The sequence below is a fragment of the Paucibacter sp. B51 genome (assembly GCF_027863535.1).
Classification (GTDB): Bacteria; Pseudomonadota; Gammaproteobacteria; order Burkholderiales; family Burkholderiaceae_C; genus Paucibacter_A; species Paucibacter_A aquatilis.
Genome location: NZ_JAPIVN010000001.1, coordinates 822,531 through 839,273 on the forward strand (window position 1 = coordinate 822,531; position 16,743 = coordinate 839,273).

At 70.8% G+C, this 16,743-nt stretch carries 13 protein-coding genes; 6 read left to right on the top strand and 7 right to left on the bottom strand.

The genetic code is table 11. The features are described 5' to 3' along the window. Nucleotides 1–111: 111 nt before the first annotated feature. Entirely contained in the window at nucleotides 112–2,433 is a 2,322-nt protein-coding gene (locus OOB33_RS03465; protein ID WP_271007676.1) for a putative bifunctional diguanylate cyclase/phosphodiesterase, read from the bottom strand. Between the two features lie 173 nt (nucleotides 2,434–2,606). Beyond that, nucleotides 2,607–4,679, bottom strand: a complete 2,073-nt coding sequence (locus tag OOB33_RS03470; RefSeq protein ID WP_102768871.1) for an NADPH-dependent 2,4-dienoyl-CoA reductase — start codon at nucleotides 4,677–4,679, stop codon at nucleotides 2,607–2,609. Nucleotides 4,680–4,940: 261 nt separating this feature from the next. Here OOB33_RS03470 and OOB33_RS03475 point away from each other — a divergent pair, with 261 nt between their 5' ends. From OOB33_RS03475 to OOB33_RS03485, 3 genes are read left to right on the top strand one after another with little or no spacing between them, the layout of a single operon-like run. Beyond that, on the top strand, nucleotides 4,941–6,245 hold the full coding sequence (locus OOB33_RS03475) for a DUF4397 domain-containing protein (RefSeq protein WP_271007677.1): 1,305 nt from the start codon (nucleotides 4,941–4,943) through the stop codon (nucleotides 6,243–6,245). Nucleotides 6,246–6,284: 39 nt separating this feature from the next. Then, nucleotides 6,285–7,241: a DMT family transporter gene (locus OOB33_RS03480; protein WP_243392830.1), complete on the top strand. Its 957-nt coding sequence runs from the start codon at nucleotides 6,285–6,287 to the stop codon at nucleotides 7,239–7,241. Beyond that, complete coding sequence (locus OOB33_RS03485) at nucleotides 7,238–7,807, top strand: GNAT family N-acetyltransferase (RefSeq protein WP_271007678.1); 570 nt, start codon at nucleotides 7,238–7,240, stop codon at nucleotides 7,805–7,807. Before OOB33_RS03480 ends, OOB33_RS03485 begins: the two co-directional genes overlap by 4 nt. Here OOB33_RS03485 and OOB33_RS03490 read toward each other — a convergent pair. Together OOB33_RS03490 and OOB33_RS03495 are read right to left on the bottom strand one after the other, a co-directional pair. Next, entirely contained in the window at nucleotides 7,764–9,233 is a 1,470-nt protein-coding gene (locus OOB33_RS03490) for an N-acyl-D-amino-acid deacylase family protein (RefSeq protein ID WP_271007679.1), read from the bottom strand. The genes OOB33_RS03485 and OOB33_RS03490 overlap by 44 nt on opposite strands. 10 nt (nucleotides 9,234–9,243) lie before the next feature. Further along, nucleotides 9,244–10,614 (bottom strand): alanine racemase, encoded by a 1,371-nt coding sequence (locus OOB33_RS03495; protein WP_271007680.1) that lies wholly within the window; start codon nucleotides 10,612–10,614, stop codon nucleotides 9,244–9,246. Nucleotides 10,615–10,739: 125 nt separating this feature from the next. Between OOB33_RS03495 and OOB33_RS03500 the strand changes: the two genes are divergently transcribed. After that, the gene (locus OOB33_RS03500) at nucleotides 10,740–11,183 is read left to right on the top strand and encodes a RidA family protein (protein ID WP_271007681.1); all 444 of its coding nucleotides are present in this window, start codon (nucleotides 10,740–10,742) and stop codon (nucleotides 11,181–11,183) included. Here the strand turns inward: OOB33_RS03500 and OOB33_RS03505 are convergent. Genes OOB33_RS03505 through OOB33_RS03515 form a run of 3 tightly spaced genes read right to left on the bottom strand, consistent with a single transcriptional unit; the run spans nucleotide 11,167 to nucleotide 12,910 of the window. Further along, nucleotides 11,167–11,841: a DUF6928 family protein gene (locus OOB33_RS03505; RefSeq protein ID WP_271007682.1), complete on the bottom strand. Its 675-nt coding sequence runs from the start codon at nucleotides 11,839–11,841 to the stop codon at nucleotides 11,167–11,169. The two genes, OOB33_RS03500 and OOB33_RS03505, sit on opposite strands and share 17 nt — an antisense overlap. A 55-nt stretch (nucleotides 11,842–11,896) precedes the next feature. Next, nucleotides 11,897–12,523 (bottom strand): histidine phosphatase family protein, encoded by a 627-nt coding sequence (locus OOB33_RS03510; RefSeq protein WP_271007683.1) that lies wholly within the window; start codon nucleotides 12,521–12,523, stop codon nucleotides 11,897–11,899. 33 nt (nucleotides 12,524–12,556) lie between these two features. After that, complete coding sequence (locus OOB33_RS03515) at nucleotides 12,557–12,910, bottom strand: ankyrin repeat domain-containing protein (protein WP_271007684.1); 354 nt, start codon at nucleotides 12,908–12,910, stop codon at nucleotides 12,557–12,559. 225 nt (nucleotides 12,911–13,135) lie between these two features. On the opposite strand from OOB33_RS03515, the gene OOB33_RS03520 reads away from it, so the two are divergent. Next, on the top strand, nucleotides 13,136–15,478 hold the full coding sequence (locus OOB33_RS03520) for a family 20 glycosylhydrolase (protein WP_271007685.1): 2,343 nt from the start codon (nucleotides 13,136–13,138) through the stop codon (nucleotides 15,476–15,478). Beyond that, nucleotides 15,475–16,734, top strand: a complete 1,260-nt coding sequence (locus tag OOB33_RS03525) for an ABC transporter substrate-binding protein (RefSeq protein ID WP_271007686.1) — start codon at nucleotides 15,475–15,477, stop codon at nucleotides 16,732–16,734. Before OOB33_RS03520 ends, OOB33_RS03525 begins: the two co-directional genes overlap by 4 nt. Nucleotides 16,735–16,743 lie beyond the last annotated feature (9 nt).

Genomic DNA, 16,743 nt, shown 5'->3' on the forward strand with positions numbered 1-16,743 from the left:
AGGTTTCTCCTCGGGCAGAACTGGGCTGCCAGCGGCAAGCCACCCCGGGAGCGTAACGCAAGGCCGAGGCGGTCTCCGCCATCTCGCCCCGCCGGGCGTGCACCAGCCGGTTCAAGCCAGCTGCAAATGCCGCAGCGTGCGGCGCGGCCCGTCGGGCAAGGCATGTGGGGTCAGCACAAAGTCCTCGGCCGGCATGGGGCGGCCGTAGTGCCAGCCCTGGGCCCAGTCGCAGCCTTCGCGCTGCAGCCAGGCGGCCTGCTCGGCGGTTTCCACGCCCTCGGCCAGCACATCGAGGTTGAGGCTGCGCGCCAGCACGATGACGGTGCGGGCGATCGCCGCCACATGGGCGTCCTGGCCCAGCTCGGAGACGAAGCTGCGGTCGATCTTGAGCGTGCGCACCGGCATGCGGCGCAGATAGGACAGCGAGGAATAGCCGGTGCCAAAGTCGTCGATGGCCACGCGCACGCCGCGCGCGGTCAGCGCGCCCAGCAGCTCGATGGCGGCCTCGGCATCCTCCAGCAGCAGGCTTTCGGTCACCTCCAGCTCCAGGGCTTGGGGCGGGCAGCCGGTCTCGGCCAGGATGAAGTCCACGGTCTCGATGAAGTCGGGCTGGCGCAACTGGCGCGCCGACACATTGACGGCCACCTGCTGCGGCTTGCCCGGCTGGCCCTGCCAGCGCGCGGCCTGGGCGCAGGCGGTTTCCAGCACCCAGCGGCCGATCGGGATGATCAGGCCGGTGTCCTCAGCCAGGGGGATGAACTCGGCCGGCGAAATCGGCCCGCGCGTCGGGTGGCGCCAGCGCAGCAAAGCCTCGGCGCCGATCAGGGCGCCGTCGGACAGACGCACCTGGGGCTGGTATTCCAGGCGGAACTGCGCCGCCTCGTTGGCGTGGCGCAGGGCATGGGTCAGCTCAAAGCGCTGCTGCACCGCCTGGGTCAGCTCGGGCCGGTAGGCCTGCACGGTGTTGCGGGCATGGGCCTTGGCCCGGCACATGGCCGCCTCGGCATTGCGCAGCAGCTCGTCCACGCTGACGCCATCGGCCGGGAACAAGGCCAGGCCGATGCTGGCGCCCAGGGTGAAGCTCTTGTCGCCCAGCAAGATGGGCTCGCGCATGGCGTCGATCAGGCGCTCACCCAGGCGCATGGAGGTCTCTTCGTCCACCAGGCCGGACAGCACGACCACGAACTCGTCCGCGCCCACCCGGGCCACCGAGTCGCTGGCGCGCACCACATTGATGAAGCGGGCAGCGGTTTCCTTGAGCACGGCGTCGCCGGCGGCATGGCCGGCGATGTCGTTGACGTCGCGGAAGCCGTCGAGGTCGATGTAGAGCACGGCCACGCAGGTGTGGTCGCGCTGGGCCAGGCCGACCTGGCGCTCGATGCGGTCGCGCAGCAGGGCCAGATTGGGCAGGCCGGTCAGGCGGTCATGCAGCTTCTGGTGCAGCAGCTCGGCCTCGGTCTGCTTGATGCGCGAGATGTCGGTCAGCACCGAGAGGTAATGCGGCTGGCCGTGGCTCTCGGCCGGCGGCACCTTGACGATGGTGCCCCAGAGCGGCACGGTCTCGCCGTTCTTGTGGCGGTCGGTCAGCTCGCCGCTCCATTTGCCGTGGGCCTCGACCTCGGCCCAGAGGCGCTCGAGGAAGTCCGGGTCCTGCTCGTTGAGGCGCAGGTAATGCGGCATGCTGCCTTCCAGCTCCTCGCAGCTGTAGCCGGTGATGGCGCACAGGGCCGGGTTGACGTCGCGGATGCGCAGATCGGCATCCATCACCATGATGCCTTCGCCGCAGTGCTCGAAGACGGTCACCGCGCGGTGCAGCTGGCTCATGGCCTCGCGCAGGGCGGTGACATCGCGCGCCACCCCGACCTGACCCAGGCACTGGCCCTCGTCGAACACCGGCGCCTGCACCACGTCCAGGCAGGCCCGGCTGCCATCGGCCTGGGTCAGCCAGCTCAGGGTGCGCTGCGGGCCGGGCTTGCCCGGTGGCTGCGGGCCCAGGGCCTGGCTCCAGGCCGGGCGCTCGGCCAACTGCTCGTCACGGCGGCCCACCAGATCGGCTTCGCGCAGGCCCGTGCATTGTTCGAACGCCGGGTTGCAGCCCTCGTAAGCGCCATTGGCATCCTTGAAATAGACCGGGTCGGGAATGGCATTGAGCAAGGCGCTCAGCTTGGTGCGTTCGCGCCGCACCAGCAGCAACTCGGCGCGGCGCTGGCGCAGCTTGAGGCGCTGGAACTGCACCAGGCCCAGCACCAAACCCAGGCCGAGGGCGCCCAGCAGGCCAAACACGCTGAGCCAGAACATGGGGCTGCGCAGGTCCAGGGCGATCACATCGCCGCCGCTCACCTGCGCCCAAGCCGCCGGGGTGCAGCCCAGCAGCCAGATCGTGCGTGCCGCCGGTCGCAGTCGCGCCCGCCAGCGTTGAAAAAATTCGCTCATGCCTGAAACCCGTCTCGTCGGTCAGGACTCGCCTTGCGTCACCGCGGGGTCACCGCTGAGCGCTGCGTCTTGCCTGTTGTGATGTGTCGATCCGACGTCACCCCGCACCACAGGTGACCCCTCGTTCTCGCCGTTTCGGTAGTGTCCGCGGCGCGCTTGAGGGTGGCTAGGGTTTACAGGGACGCTGCGAGCCGGGTTCCCTGCAAGATTGCACGCTTTGCATCCAATTCGCCGGCCTCGAGGGCGCCGCCGATCACATGGACGCGGGCGCCTGCCGCACGCAGCGGCGCTTCCAGCTCGCGCAGCGGCTCCTGGCCGGCGCACAGGATGATGCTGTCGCAGGCGATCAGCTGGCTGTCAGCATGCTTCTCGCCGTAGCTGACCCACAGGCCCTCGGGGGTGATGGCCTCGTAGTTGACGCCGGACAGCATCTCCACCTGCTTCATCTTCAGCGCGGCGCGGTGGATCCAGCCCGTGGTCTTGCCCAGGCCGGCGCCCGGCTTGCCGGCGCGGCGCTGCAGCAAGGTGATGGCGCGGGCCGGCGCGGCCGGCTCGGGCCGCACATAGCCGGCACGCAGCTGGACCGGATCACCCACACCCCATTCGCGCTGCCAGGCGGCCAGGTCCTGCGTCAGCGAGTGGCCGTCCTCCGCGCCCGCTTCGGCCAGGTATTCGGCCACATCGAAGCCGATGCCGCCGGCGCCGACGATGGCCACGCGCGCGCCCACGGGCTTCTTGTGCCGCAGCACGTCGATGTAAGTCAAGACCTGACCCCGCGCCTGGCCTTCCGCCTGGCCCTTGATGCGCGGGTCGCGCGGCGTCACGCCGGTGGCCAGCAGCACCTCGTCAAAGCCCAGCAGCGCGTCGGCGTCGACGCGGCGGTTCAGGTGCAGCTGCACACCGGTCAGCTCGATGCGGCGCGCGAAATAACGCAGGGTCTCGCGGAACTCTTCCTTGCCCGGGATGCGGCTGGCCATGGTGAATTGGCCGCCGATCTGCGCCGCGGCGTCGAAGAGGTGAACCTCATGCCCGCGCTCGGCCAGGGTGGTGGCCGCCGCCAGACCCGAGGGGCCGGCGCCGACCACGGCGACCTTCTTGCGCGGCGCCTTCAGCGCGGCAATCGGGATGATGGGCAGCTCCTGCTCGTGGCAGGCACGCGGGTTGACCAGGCAGGAGGCGATCTTCTGCTGGAAGGCATGGTCCAGGCAGGCCTGGTTGCAGGCGATGCAGGTGTTGATCTCGTCGGCGCGGCCCTCGCGCGCCTTCTTCACAAAAGCCGGGTCGGCCAGGAAGGGCCGGGCCATGCTGACCATATCGGCCGCGCCCTCGGCCAGCAGGTTCTCGGCCACCTCCGGCATATTGATGCGGTTGCTGGTGATCACCGGCGTGGTGATGCCCTCGGCACGCAGGGCCGCGCGCAGCTGGGCGGTCACGCCGGCAAAGGCCGCGCGCGGCACCGAAGTGGCGATGGTGGGCACGCGCGCCTCATGCCAGCCGATGCCGGTGTTGATCAGGGTGGCGCCGGCCTTCACCACACCGCGCGCCAGCTGCAGCACCTCGTCCCAGCTGCTGCCGTCGGGGATCAGGTCCAGCATGGACAGGCGGTAAATGATGATGAAGTCCGGGCCCACGGCCTCGCGCATGCGGGTGAGGATCTCGAGCGCGAAGCGCATGCGATTGGCGTAGCTGCCGCCCCAGGCGTCCTGGCGGTGGTTGGTGTGGGTGACCAGGAACTGGTTGATCAGATAGCCCTCGGAGCCCATCACCTCGACGCCGTCATAGCCGGCCTCGCGGGCCAGCTTGGCGCAACGGATGAAGGCGCGGATCTGCCGCTCGATGCCGCGGGCCGAGAGCTCGCGCGGCGTGAACGGCGTGATCGGCGACTGGATGCGCGAGGGCGCCACGCACAGCGGCGAATAGCCATAGCGGCCGGTGTGCAGGATCTGCAGGGCGATCTTGCCGCCCTCGGCATGCACGGCCTCGGTGACCACCCGGTGGCGGCGCGCCGCGCCGCTGGTGGCCAGGGTGCCGGCGAAAGGCTTGGTCCAGCCCTCGATATTGGGCGCATAGCCGCCGGTCACCATCAGGCCCACCTCGCCGCGCGCGCGCTCGGCGAAATAGGCGGCCATGCGGTCAAAGTGCTTGCGGCCATCTTCCAGGCCGGTGTGCATGCTGCCCATCAGCACGCGGTTCTTCAGCGTGGTGAAGCCCAGGTCCAGCGGTTCAAGCAGGTGCGGGTAGTTCATGGCGGCGGCTCGCTGAAGGTGGCTCTTGGTGGCAGGACAAAAAGGCTGCGGGCGATGCTAGCAGCGCACCCCTGCGGTGCGCGCCGTCGGGCGGGGCTTTGGAGAGCTGCCCCCAAATGTAAAGAAGCGGCCCAGCAACACAAGTTCACTGCGGCGACACAGGGGCACATGGGCGAGCAACACGCAGCCCGCCCAATCGCGCCGGTACGCCCTGCCCCGATTCCTTTCTTCTCTCTTCTCTATTTTTCGGAGTTCTCCTCGATGCGATTCAAGCAAATCTGGGGCTCAGGCCTGAGCTGCCTGGCCCTGAGCGCGGTCACCCTTCTGAGCGCCTGCGGCGGCGGCAGTGGCAGCAGCAGCAACACCCAAGTCCGCCTGCTCAATGCCAGCGTGGGCTACAGCTCGCTGGACCTGGCCGTCAACAGCACGACGCTCAACACCGGCGTGGCCTACGGCAACGTGGGCAGCTATGCCAGCGTCGACATCAACGCCACCAGCTCGCAGATCCAGACCACCGGCGTGGGCGCCACCGTGGCCAACCTGACCCCCACCCTGGCGGCCGACAGCCACTACACCTTGATCGCCTACGGCTGGGGCGGCGCGGTGCGCAACAGTCTGCTACAAGAGGTTGAGACCGCTGCCGACGCCAACAAGAGCAAGCTGCTGGTCTTGAACCTGGCGCCCGATGGCGGTGCGCTGGACGTCTACATCACCGCCGCCAACAACAGCGACAGCCTGGAGACCGCCACCCCGGTGGCCAGCGCCATCGCCGGCGGCACCGGCAGCGGCTACAACACCCTGAACTCCGGGACCTTCCGCATCACCCTGACCGGCAGCGGCAAGCCCAGCGACATCCGCCTCGACCTGCCCAGCGTCACGCTGGAATCCACCGGCGTGGCCACCCTCGTGGCCACCGCCACCGCCGGCGGCCGCCTGGTCAATGGCATGGTGCTCAAGCAGCAGGGCGCCGTCAGCAACCTGCCCACCACCAAGGCGCGGGTGCGCGTGGCCGCCACCCTGGCCGGCTCCGCCTCGGTGAACGCCAGCATCGGCGGCCAGAGCGTGCTGCCCTCCACCCTGGCGCCGCAGATCGGTGCCTACACCACGGTGGAGGCCGGCGCCCCGGTGCTGGACCTGCGCGTCAACGGCGTCGCGCTGAACACCAGCAACCCCACGCTCAAGGCCGGCGGCGACTACACCCTGCTGGTCTGGGGCACAGCCGCCAGCCCGCAGCTCAGCGTGCTCAGCGATGACAACCGCCTGCCCACCGCCAGCGGCACCGCCAAGATCCGGCTGATCAATGGCCTCTCGGGCGCCAACACCGGCCTGGGCATGGCGCTGGACTACAGCAGCATCGCCAGCAACATCACGCCGGGCAGCGCCTCCAGCGCCGCCGTGGTCAACGCCAGCGCCACCGCCTCCCTGCTGACCGTGAACTCGCCCGCCTCCGCCACCGCCATCTACAGCAATGCCAGCTTGATCGTGCCGACCAGCGCGGTGTTCAGCCTGTTCATGATGGGCGAACCGGCGGCGCCGATCGGCCAGTTGGTGCGCGACGACCGTTGAGCACCTGAGGCAGGGTGTTTGGCTGGCAAGATGCCGGCCATGCCCTCGCCAACGCTCGCCACTTCCGTCTCCTCCGCCCCTCACCGCCTCAGCCTCTGGGCCGGCCTGGCCGTCATCCTGGCCTGGGGCCTGAACTTCCCGCTGCAGAAAACCCTGCTCACGGCCATGGGCCCGGAGGGTTTTCTGTTCCTGCGCTTTGCGCTGATGCCGGTGTTGGTGACCGGCCTGCTGCTGCAACAGCATGGCCTGCGCTGGCCGCGGGTGTCGCGCGCCGACGCCTGGGCGCTGCTGCGCCTGGGCTTTCTGGGTCAGGGCCTGCACCTGGCCCTGTCCAGCTACGGCATCCATTTCTCCACGCCCTTTTCCAGCTCGGTGCTGCTGGCCTGCGGGCCGGTGTTCACCCTGCTGATCCTGCGTGCCTGGGGCCTGGAGCGCCTGCGCCGGCCGCAGCTGCTGGGCATGGCGGTGGCCGCCGCGGGCGCCCTGCTCTTCATGTCCGACAAGCTGCTGGCCGCCAACTGGCGCGCCGGTGGCGGCGACCTGGTGCTGCTGACGGCGGCCGCCTTGTTCAGCTACTACACCGTGGCCGCCAAGCCCCTGATCGAGCGCCACGGTGCCGTGCTGGTGATGTGTTATGCCTCACTGGCCGCCACCGTGCCGGTGCTGGCCTATGCCACGCCCGCCGCCCTGCGCGTGGACTGGGCCGCGCTCAGCCCCTGGATCTGGCTGGGCGCGCTCTGGGCCATTGTCGTCATCGGTTTCCTGACCTGGCTGGCCTGGGGCTGGGTCAATGCCCAGCGCGGCGTGGCCCGCACGGCGCCACTGATTTACCTGATGCCGCCCATCGCCGGCGTGGCCGCCTGGCTCAGCACCGGCGAAACCTTCAGCGCCGTCAAGCTGGCCGGTGCCGCCCTGGCCCTGGGCGGCGTGGCCCTGGCCCAGTTCGCCGGCCAAAGCCGCCCCGCCCCTGTCGACACCAGCCCCGCCGCCACATGACCCTCGCGTACACCATCGAGGCCTTGAACGCCGCACAGTTCCCCGAGTTCCGCGCCTATCTGCACGCGCATCTGCAGGACAACGGCAACCCCGAGACCGGCTACTTCCAGCCCCAGCCGCGCGGCCAGGCCGAGTTCCCGGCCGAGCGGGCCGCGGCCTTCGAACGCGGCCTGGGCATCGCCGTGGGCCAGCCAGGCTGGCGCCGGGCCTGGCTGGCACGCCGCGTGGCCGATGGGGCCATCCTCGGCCACGTCGACCTGCGCGCCCATCCCATGCCCCATGTCGAACACCGCGCCCAGCTGGGCATGGGCGTGCATGCCAGCGCGCGCCGCCAAGGCCTGGGCCAGGCCCTGATTGCCCACGCCCGCGACTGGGCGCTGGACCAGGGCAGCCTGTACTGGATCGATCTGCAGGTGCTGAGCAGCAACCCCGGCGCCCAGCGTCTGTATCAGCGCATGGGCTTTGTGCTGTGTGGCGAGCGGGCCGATCTCTTCCGCATCGATGGCCGGTCCCTGGGCGACCTCACGATGAGCTTGCGCCTGCGGCCAGTGACGCACACGGGCTGAGCACCCGGCCGGCGCGCGCCCGCTCCACCCCGCCTTCCAGCGCCAGCCGGCCATTGACCCAGACCGCCTCGATGCCGCGGGCCGGGCGGCAGGGGTCGGCATAGTCCGCCGCGTCCTGCACGGCAGCCGGGTCGAAGAGCAGCAGGTCGGCGGCGGCGCCCGGCCGCAGCTGGCCACGCTCGTGCAGCAGGCCGAAGCGCTGAGCACTCTGCCCGCTCATCTTGTGCACCGCGCGCTCCAGGCTCAGCAGGCCGCGCTCGCGGCTGTAATGGGCCAGCACGCGCGGGAAGGCGCCCCAGAGCCGGGGGTGGGGCTGGCGGTCGTGCGGCAGGCCGTCGGAGCCGATCATGGCCAGCGGGTGGGCGAGGATGCGATCGACATCGTCCTCGCACATCTGGAAATAGCAGGCCCCGCCCGGCTGCAGGCGACGGCAGGCTTCCACCTCCGTGACGCCCCATTCAGACGCCACCTCGGCCAGCCACTGGCCGCTGCGCTCCGGGTGCGGCGCCGACCAGGTCAGGCGGATGGGCGTGTGGCCATCCACCAGATCCTCGCGCAACACGGTGGAGCCAGCCAGATAGGGGTAGACATCGAGGCCCAGGTCCTGGCGCCGGGCCAGGCGCTCGATCAAGGCCAGGGTCTCGATGGCGCGACCCCATTGCCGGTGGCCGGAGCATTTGTGGTGCGAAATTTGCAGCGGCAGGCCGGCCTGGTGGGCGGTGTCGGCCGCCTCCTCGATGGCGGCCAGCACGCCGGCCATCTCGTCGCGCAGATGGGTGGCATAGATGCGGCCGCTGTGGCGCGCGGCCACCCGGGCCAGGGCCAGCAGCTCCTCGGGCGGCGCGGCGGCAGCCGGGGCGTAAAAGGTGCCCGAGGACAAGCCGCCGGCGCCTTCAGCCAGGGCCTGATCCAGCAGCGCGCACATGGCGGCCAGCTCGGCCGGCCGGGCCGGGCGGTCCAGCTCGGGCATGCAGGCCGCGCGCAAGGCGGTGTGGCCCACCAGGGCCAGCACATTGACCGCCGGTTGCGCGGCCTCCAGCGCCGCCCGGTAGTCGGCGAAACGCGCGTAACGGTAGGCCTCAGCGGGCAGCAGGTTCAGCGGTGGCTCCGGCGCCTGCCCGGGCGCCAGGCGCAGTGGCACCAGCGAGATGCCGCAGTTGCCCACCACCACGGTGGTGACGCCCTGGCTGAGCTTGGGCCTCATGGCCGGGTCCAGCAAGAGGGCGGCATCGTCGTGGGTGTGCACATCGATGAAGCCCGGCGCCAGGGCCAGGCCCTGGCAATCGCGGACCGGCACATGGGTTCCGACCCGGCCGGACAGATCCGGGCCTATCTCGAGGATGCCGCTGGCGTCGAACAGCAGATCGCCCGTCCAGGCCGGGCTCAGAACGCCGTCCACGATCAGCGCGCCGCGCAGCAGTTCCATGGGGCCCGCCTCAGAAATGGGTCAACACCGCATCGACGATGCGGTAGTCCTCGCCCTCGACGATGGGCAGCCAGGTCCATTTGTCGAAGGTGGTGCAGGGGTGGGAAATGCCCAGACCGATGCGGTCGCCCACGGCAGGCACGGCGACGGCCGGGTCCTGCGCGTCCCAGCGCAGGTAAGCGTGCTGGTCGTTCATGGCCTCGATGCGCCAGCCGGCCGGGGCCGGGCCGGGCTGCAGCTGGCCCAGCGGTGCCCAGGCCATGGGCGTGGGCATGCCCTGGTCGTGCGAGAGATCGCGCCGGCCCGCGCCCAGCAGGGCCAGGCCCGGCTCGGGGCAGGACAAGACCTGGCACCAGACCTCCAGCGCGCCCTGCAGGCCGGGCTCGCCGGCTTCCGCCAAACCCTCGGCCGCGATGCGCGGCGCGGCCACATCGACCAGGCGCTTGTACAAACCATGGTCGTGGGTGATGTAGCAGCCCGAGCGCAGCAGGCCGCGCCAGCGGTGGCGGCTTTGCGGGCGCAGCGCGCCGCAGACCAGATCAAACAGCGCCGAGCCGCCGGCCGAGATCAAGAGCTCCTGGCCCTCGGCCAGCTCGAACAAGTCTTCTGCCTCGCAGGCGGCCAGCAGGGCATGGGCGCGCTGCGTCCAAGCGGCCATCCAGGCCCGGTCGGCCTCGTCCTCGCCGCGCGCCCCCAGGCCCTCGTAAAAGGCCAGGCCCACCAGGCGCAGGCCCGGCACGGCTCGGACCTGGCGGGCCAGGGCCAGAGCCGCGTCGTGGTCGCGCACGCCGCAGCGGCCGCCCTCGGAGCCCAGCTCCAGGAGCAGCTCCAGCGCCAGCGCCAGCGCACCAGGCCCCTGGCGCGCCTGCCAGGCCTGCAAGAGCTGGCACTGGGCGGGCGAATCGACAAAGCTGGCCACCCGCAGGCCCGGGGTCTGGCGCTGCAGTTCGGCCAGCAGGCCCAGCTCGGCCTCACCGAGCAGCTGGTTGGCGATCAAGGCGCGGCGCACGCCGCCGGCCTGCACGCCGATGCGCAGCTGCTGCACATTGGCAAAGCTCAGGCCCCAGGCGCCGGCATCGAGCTGGCGTCGGAAGAGCTGCGGGCTCATGGTGGTCTTGCCATGCGGCGCCAGGCTCAGGCCGCGCTGGCTGGCGAAGCGCTGCATCCAGGCGATGTTGTGGGCCAGGGCCTCGCGCCGCAGCAGGGCCAGAGGCATGGGCATCTCGGGGCCCAGCGCCTGCCAGCCCTGAGCGGCCAGCTCGTTCAGCGGCAGCGGCGCCTGCAAAGGCGGAAAGCCCTTGAGCCACGGGCCGAGCAGCTCGTGGCTGCGCTCGGGGTGGTGAGGTGAAACGGAAGGGGTGGGAGCGGTCTTCGTATCCATGCACCATCATCATCGCTGCACAGCAGCCGGCAGTGGCCCGGCCATCTCAAGGTCAGCTTAAGAAGCCGCAGATCGCCCTCGTTCCGGCCGCCCAAGCGCGACGGAGCGACCTAGACTGCGGCGCCATGAACAGCAGCCACTTACCCACCGAAGAACCGATCAGCCACCTCGAATACCTGGGCGTGCCGCCTTCGGCCAGCGATCAACAGCCCCGCCCGCTTTCGCCCGCCGTGCGCGCCGGCGATTTCGTCTACGTCTCGGGCCAGGTGCCCACCGATGTGCATGGCGAGGTGGTGGCGGGCGGCATCGAGGCGCAGACGCGCCAGGTCATGGCCCATCTGCAAGCCGCCCTGGCCCTGGCCGGCTGCACCCTGGACGATGTCTGCAAGACGACGGTCTGGCTGCAGGACGCGCGCGATTTCGGCGCCTTCAACCGCGTCTATCTGAGCTATTTCCCGCGCGGCAAACCGGCCCGCTCCACCACCGAGGCGCGGCTGATGATCGATGCGAAAGTGGAGATTGACGCGGTGGCCTACCGGCCCGTGGCGGCGATCACCAGAGCCGGCTGAACCAGGACGGTTTGCGCCGGGCCTTGCGCTTGAAGCGCAGCAGGGGCAGAGATTCAGGCTCCAGCAGGCGGGCATCCACCAGACCCTCCAGGTGGTAGCCAAAAAGTTCGCGCAGGGCCGCATCACCCAGCTCCAGCGGGTGGAAGGGCAGCGGATAGGGCGCTTCGCCCGCGGCCAGTTCGTCCGGGTCATCGGCCGGGTGGGCGCCGTCCCAGAACGGCAGCTCAAAGGCCCAACGCGTGCCCTGGTCCTCGATCAGCCCGTCGTCGGGCGCCACGCTGAGGGCTCGCAGCAGACGCCCATCCCGCCAATGCGCCAGAGCCAGCCAATCGGCGGCGCTGTGCATGGCGTGCAAGAACACATCGCGCCCCTGCGCGTGGGCCAGAAAGCGCGCCTCCAGCGTTGAAGGCCGATCGAGCGCAAACTCCTTGGCCGCCAGCACGGTCAAGCCGCCCGAAAAGCAGCCCACCAGCAGCTCCTCATCGGGCGGCGCCGTCCAGCCCAGGTTGCCATCGGCCAGGGGCTGCAACTCATCCGCCGCAAACAGCTGCGCGGCCACACGGGCACTCTCGGGCCGGTCCAGGGCCGGCCGCGCCGCCAGCTGGGCGCGCGCCTGCCCTGCATCCGCGTAAACCAACATCCAGGTTTTGGCACCCATGTATCCGACTCCTATCCATCTGCATCAAGCTGGCAAGGGGCAAGCAGCTGCATGCTCAAAGCGCCGCATCGATGGGCTGCCAAGTCCCATGCACACGCGGCGGGTTCAACTCGAAGCCATAGAAATTGCCGCCGCCATTGGCCGGCTGGTCCCAGCGGCGCGAGATGGGCAGGCCGGCCAGGTGGCAGTAGAGCAAGGTGCCGACGGCACCGTGCGACAGGATGGCGACGGCGCCCCCTTCATCGCCATCTCCGCCCTGGCTGGCGTGGCTGCGGGCCACTTGCTGCACGGCGCCCACGATGCGGGCCTGGGCTGCCGCTGCGGTCTCCCAGCCGCGCACCGACTGCTCGGGCCGGGCGAAAAATTCATCGGCCACCTGCTCAAACTCCGCCGGCGGCAGGAAACCGGTGGCGGAGCGGTTGTTCTCGCCCAGGGCCTCCAGCACCTGCACCGGCAGGCCCAGATGCCCGGCCAGGATCTCGGCACTGTCCAGGGCCTTGCGCTCGGCGCTGGAGAAGATCGCCCCGATGTTCCCCAGCCAGGCCTCTTGCTGCTTCAGCGCCGCATGCATGCGCCGCCGGCCCAGCTCGGACAGCGGCCACTGCGGCACCGGCACCTCGGCGCTGATCTGCACATTGGGGTGGCTGATGAAGTAATAGCGGGTGTTCTTGCCTTCGCTCATGCTGCGCCTGTCGCTTCCCCGGGCTGACTGCAATCACGCACGCCACAGCCTCGCCAGCCAGGACCGTGACGGCGCCCGCTCCGCTGGCAGCGGCGGCACGCCACGCGCCAGCAAGGCCTGCTCCACCGCAGCCAGGCCGGCCTTGCGCGCAGCAATCAGTGGCGTCGCCTGGTCAAACTCCGAGGGCAAGTCGGGGTTGGCACCGGCCTGCAGGAGATAGAGCGCCACCGCCTCCTGCCCCGCCAGAATGGCCGCCACCAAGGGGGTGCTGAGAAACTCCGGGTGGGCGTAGTTGATGTCCACACCGCGCTGGACGTGGTAATCCACCAAGGCCAGATCGCCGGTCTCGGCCGCCTCGAACATCTCTTTCCAATTGCCTCCAGACATGGCCTGCGCTCCCTTCGGGTGAACTGTGGTCTTTCCCTGGTTCGAAGCCTAACTCAGCGCTTCAACGCTGCCCAGCTGGGCAAACACGGGCAGGCGCCTGGGCTCAACGCAGACCGCACAAGCCCCCCCCCCTCCGGCACAGCCCCCCGGAACAGCCCCCGGTCTTGAGACAACCTGAAGACAAGCTTGAGACAGGCTGCACATGGCCGCAGCCATGATGGACGCATGTCGATTGCGTTCATGGATGAGGGCGAGGCCGCCGCCGCAGCGGGCCTCAAGCCACTGAAGCCACTGCAGGCCTGGGGCCACAGCCTGATGCCCTGGCCCGCACAGCTGCAGGGCCGGGCCGGTGAGTTGCCCCTGGCGGGCTGGTGCTGGCCGGAAGAGGGGCCGCCAACCCTGCGCGCGCTGGCACGGCGCCTGCTTCCCGATCTGCAAACGACGGCAGCTGCGGAGGGCAAGGTCTGGCTGCGCCTTGAGATCAGCGATACAAGCCCTGCGTTTCCGCAGCTGGGCGACGACGAGTCCTACCGGCTGGAGATCGCCCCGTCCGAGGGCGAAATCCGCCTGAGCGCCCCCCGCCTCTGGGGCGCGCAGCACGGCCTGCACACCCTCAGCCAGCTGCGGCATGGCGCCCTGCTGGCGGGCCGCGCGACCCTGCCTGGCCTGCTCATCGAAGATGCACCCCGCCACCCCTGGCGTGGCCTGCTGGTCGATGTGGCACGCCGCCCCCTGCCGTTTGACACCCTGACGCGCTTGCTCGACGGCATGGCCGCGGCCCGGCTCAATGTGTTGCACTGGCATGTCTGTGACGACCAGGCCTGGCGCCTGGCCTCGGAGCGCCACCCCGAGCTGGCGGCGCGCGCCAGCGCCGGCTTCAGCTACAGCCTGGCGCAGGCCCGCAGCCTGGTGGCCCAGGCGGCCGAGCGCGGCATCCGCGTCGTGCCCGAGCTGGACCTGCCCGGCCATTGCTGGGCCCTGGGCCTGGCGCGGCCGGATCTGCTGTGCCCGCCAGCGCCCCAGCAGGCGCAGCGCGGCTTTGGCATCTTCGGTGCGGCGGTGGACCCGCGCCAGCCGACACTCTACGACTTCATTGCCAGCCTGCTGGACGAATGGGCCGAGGTCTTCCCGGACGCCTTTGTGCACATCGGCGGCGACGAGCTGGCGCCCGAGCCCTGGCGCCGCCTGGGCCTGCCCCTGGCCGAGACGCAATCGGGCTATGTGCGGCGCATGGCCGAGCTGCTGGCCGCACGGGGCAAGCGCCTGGTGGGCTGGGACGAGCTGCGCGGCCCGGGCCTGCCCGAGGCTGCGGTGCTGCAATGCTGGCGCGGCGCGGCGGCGCTGCAGGCGGACGATGCTCCTGGGCAAGACCTGACCCTGGCCCTGCTGCGCTCGGCCGGTTTCTACCTGGACCAGTTCCACAGCGCCGCCTTCCACTGGCGCACGCCGCTGAGCCAGCCGGCCCCTCCCTCGCCTCCCCTGGCCCCGGGCGCGGCGCGCTGGCGGCTGCAAGCGGCGCTGACCCTGCACCTGCTCCAGGCCGAGCTGCGCTGCGATGCCCGCGGCCGCGCCCAGCTGCTGCTGCAAGCCCAGGGCCCGGGCAGCCTGCACAACGAAGTGCCGCTGCACACCCTGAGCATCGAGGGCACCGGCACGGCCGACCTGCCCTGGCGCCTGCGCGCGCGTGGCGATTGCGATCTGGGCGAGCTGGAGCTTTGGTGCACGGTGGTCGCCCAGGGCCCGGGGGAAGGCGTGCTGCGCCTGGGCAATCTGCGCCACCGCTGCACCCTGCAGGCGCTTGAGCCGACCGAGGATGAAGCCGCCGCGCGAGCCACCACGCACATCGCCCCGCGCCCGCGCCTGCTCGGCGGCGAAGCCGCACTCTGGAGCGAGCTGGTGGCGCCCGCGCAGCTGGACCTGCGGCTCTGGCCGCGCCTGCTGGCCGTGGCCGAGCGGCTGTGGAGCGACCCGGCCCCCGAGGCGGCGGCGCTTGAATCCACCTTGCCAACCCGGCTCGGCGCCGCCCAGGCTTGGGCCGAGCAGCATGTCGGTGTGCAGGCACGCGCCAGCATGCAGCGCGCCTGGGCCGCGCTCTGCGAGGGCGATGCCGGCGACGCGCTCAGCCTGGCCGGCCTGGCCGCCCTGCTGGAACCCGCCAGCGGCTATGCCCGCCACCACGACAAGAAGCGTGAGGGCCGCTACCACCTGGACGAGCCCCTGAACCACCTGGCCGACGCCCTTCCGGCCGAGAGCGCCTGGGCCCACAGCCTGAACCGAATCGGCTGCGCCGAGGCCTGCACGGAACTGCGGCGCTGCCGAGACGCCCTGCCCCACTGGGAGAGTCTGCTGCAGCGCCACGCCCGGCTGCGCCCGCTGCTGCCCGTGCTGCCCGCGCTCGCGGCCCTGCTCGATCTGGGCCTGCGGCTCTGGCAAGACCTGGCCCCGGGCGCGCTGCCGGCGGCGGAGCGCGCGCAGGCCCAGGCCACCCTGCATGCCGCAGCCCAGATGGTGGACGAGCTGGTGCCCGCCCTGGTGCAGGCCCTGCAGACTCGGCTGGATGCGTTGTGAGCGCCCGCACCGTGTCCATGCAACGCCGCGATCTGTTCGGCCTGGCCGGCGCCCTGGCCTGGCCGCTGGGCAACCGCGCCGAGGCGGGCCCGCCCGCCCTGGAGCTGCTGCACTGGTGGACCTCGGGCAGCGAGGCCGCCATGCTGGCCGAGCTGCGCCGCAGCGCCCAGGCGGCCGGCCTGCCCTGGAAGGACACGCCGGTGGCCGGCGCCGGCCATGCCAACACGGTGCTCAAGACCCGCTTTCTGTCCGGCCACCCGCCGGCGCTGGCGCAGATCGACAAATCCGTGCGGCTCTGGGGCGAGGCCGTGCCCCTGGCCGACCTGAGCCCGGTCAGCGCCGACTGGCCGCGCTTGCTGCCCGCCGCCATCGACCGCGAACTGCGCTGGCAGGGCCGGCCCGTGGCCGTGCCACTCAATGTGCACCGCCTCAACAGCATGTGGAGCAACCGCCGCCTGCTGCAGCGTCTGGGCCTGGCGGCGCCGCGCAGCTGGGACGAATTCTTCCGCGTGGCCGAGGCCTTGCAGCGGGCTGGCGTCATACCCCTGGCCATCGGCAGCTCGGTGGGCCAGAAACTCAGCGTCTTCGTCAATCTGGTGCTGGGCCGGGGTGGCCCCGCGTTCTTCGAGCAGGCCTTGGTGCAAGGCGATGCCCGCCTGCTGGGCAGCACGGCCATGCTGGACATGCTGCGCGAGTTCAAGCGCATCAAGCGCTACACCGATGCCGCCCAGGTCAGCCGCGACTGGGCCGGCGCCACCGGCTTGCTGCTGCAGGGCCGGGCCGCGCTGCAGTTCACCGGCGACTGGGCCAATGGCGAGTTTCAGAAAGCCGGCTGGCAGCCCGGCGAAGACTATGACTGCCACGCCGCACCGGGACACGCCGATCTGCATTACTTTGAGTTCGATCGGCTGCTGTTCTTCAAACCCCAGAGCCACGAGCAAGCGCTGCTGCAACAGCGCCTGGCCACGACTCTGATGCAGGCCGAAGATTCGGCGCGTTACGCGCGGATCAAGGGCGGCATCCCGGTGCGGCGCGATGCCAGCCTGGCCGGCTTCAACGCCTGCGCTCGGCAAAGCCATGCCGATATCCGCGCGGCCGAGGCCAGCGGCCGACTGGTGCTGGCCCTGGGCGCCCGCCTGCCCGAGGCCGGCTACGGCGCGCTGCGCGATGTGGTGGCCGCCTGCTGGGCGAGCGAGCGGCTGACGCCCGAGCTGGCGCAGAAGCGCTTGCTGCAGGCGGCCAAGGTGCGCGATTGAATCTGGAAA

Coding starts and splice junctions, on each gene's coding strand:
- OOB33_RS03490 (WP_271007679.1), bottom strand. CDS start 9,233: ATGGAACTGCTGCGCGGCGCGCTGATCGTGGACGGCGTTCTGAGCCCG.
- OOB33_RS03480 (WP_243392830.1), top strand. CDS start 6,285: ATGCCCTCGCCAACGCTCGCCACTTCCGTCTCCTCCGCCCCTCACCGC.
- OOB33_RS03505 (WP_271007682.1), bottom strand. CDS start 11,841: ATGGGTGCCAAAACCTGGATGTTGGTTTACGCGGATGCAGGGCAGGCG.
- OOB33_RS03500 (WP_271007681.1), top strand. CDS start 10,740: ATGAACAGCAGCCACTTACCCACCGAAGAACCGATCAGCCACCTCGAA.
- OOB33_RS03495 (WP_271007680.1), bottom strand. CDS start 10,614: ATGGATACGAAGACCGCTCCCACCCCTTCCGTTTCACCTCACCACCCC.
- OOB33_RS03465 (WP_271007676.1), bottom strand. CDS start 2,433: ATGAGCGAATTTTTTCAACGCTGGCGGGCGCGACTGCGACCGGCGGCA.
- OOB33_RS03485 (WP_271007678.1), top strand. CDS start 7,238: ATGACCCTCGCGTACACCATCGAGGCCTTGAACGCCGCACAGTTCCCC.
- OOB33_RS03475 (WP_271007677.1), top strand. CDS start 4,941: ATGCGATTCAAGCAAATCTGGGGCTCAGGCCTGAGCTGCCTGGCCCTG.
- OOB33_RS03515 (WP_271007684.1), bottom strand. CDS start 12,910: ATGTCTGGAGGCAATTGGAAAGAGATGTTCGAGGCGGCCGAGACCGGC.
- OOB33_RS03510 (WP_271007683.1), bottom strand. CDS start 12,523: ATGAGCGAAGGCAAGAACACCCGCTATTACTTCATCAGCCACCCCAAT.
- OOB33_RS03520 (WP_271007685.1), top strand. CDS start 13,136: ATGTCGATTGCGTTCATGGATGAGGGCGAGGCCGCCGCCGCAGCGGGC.
- OOB33_RS03470 (WP_102768871.1), bottom strand. CDS start 4,679: ATGAACTACCCGCACCTGCTTGAACCGCTGGACCTGGGCTTCACCACG.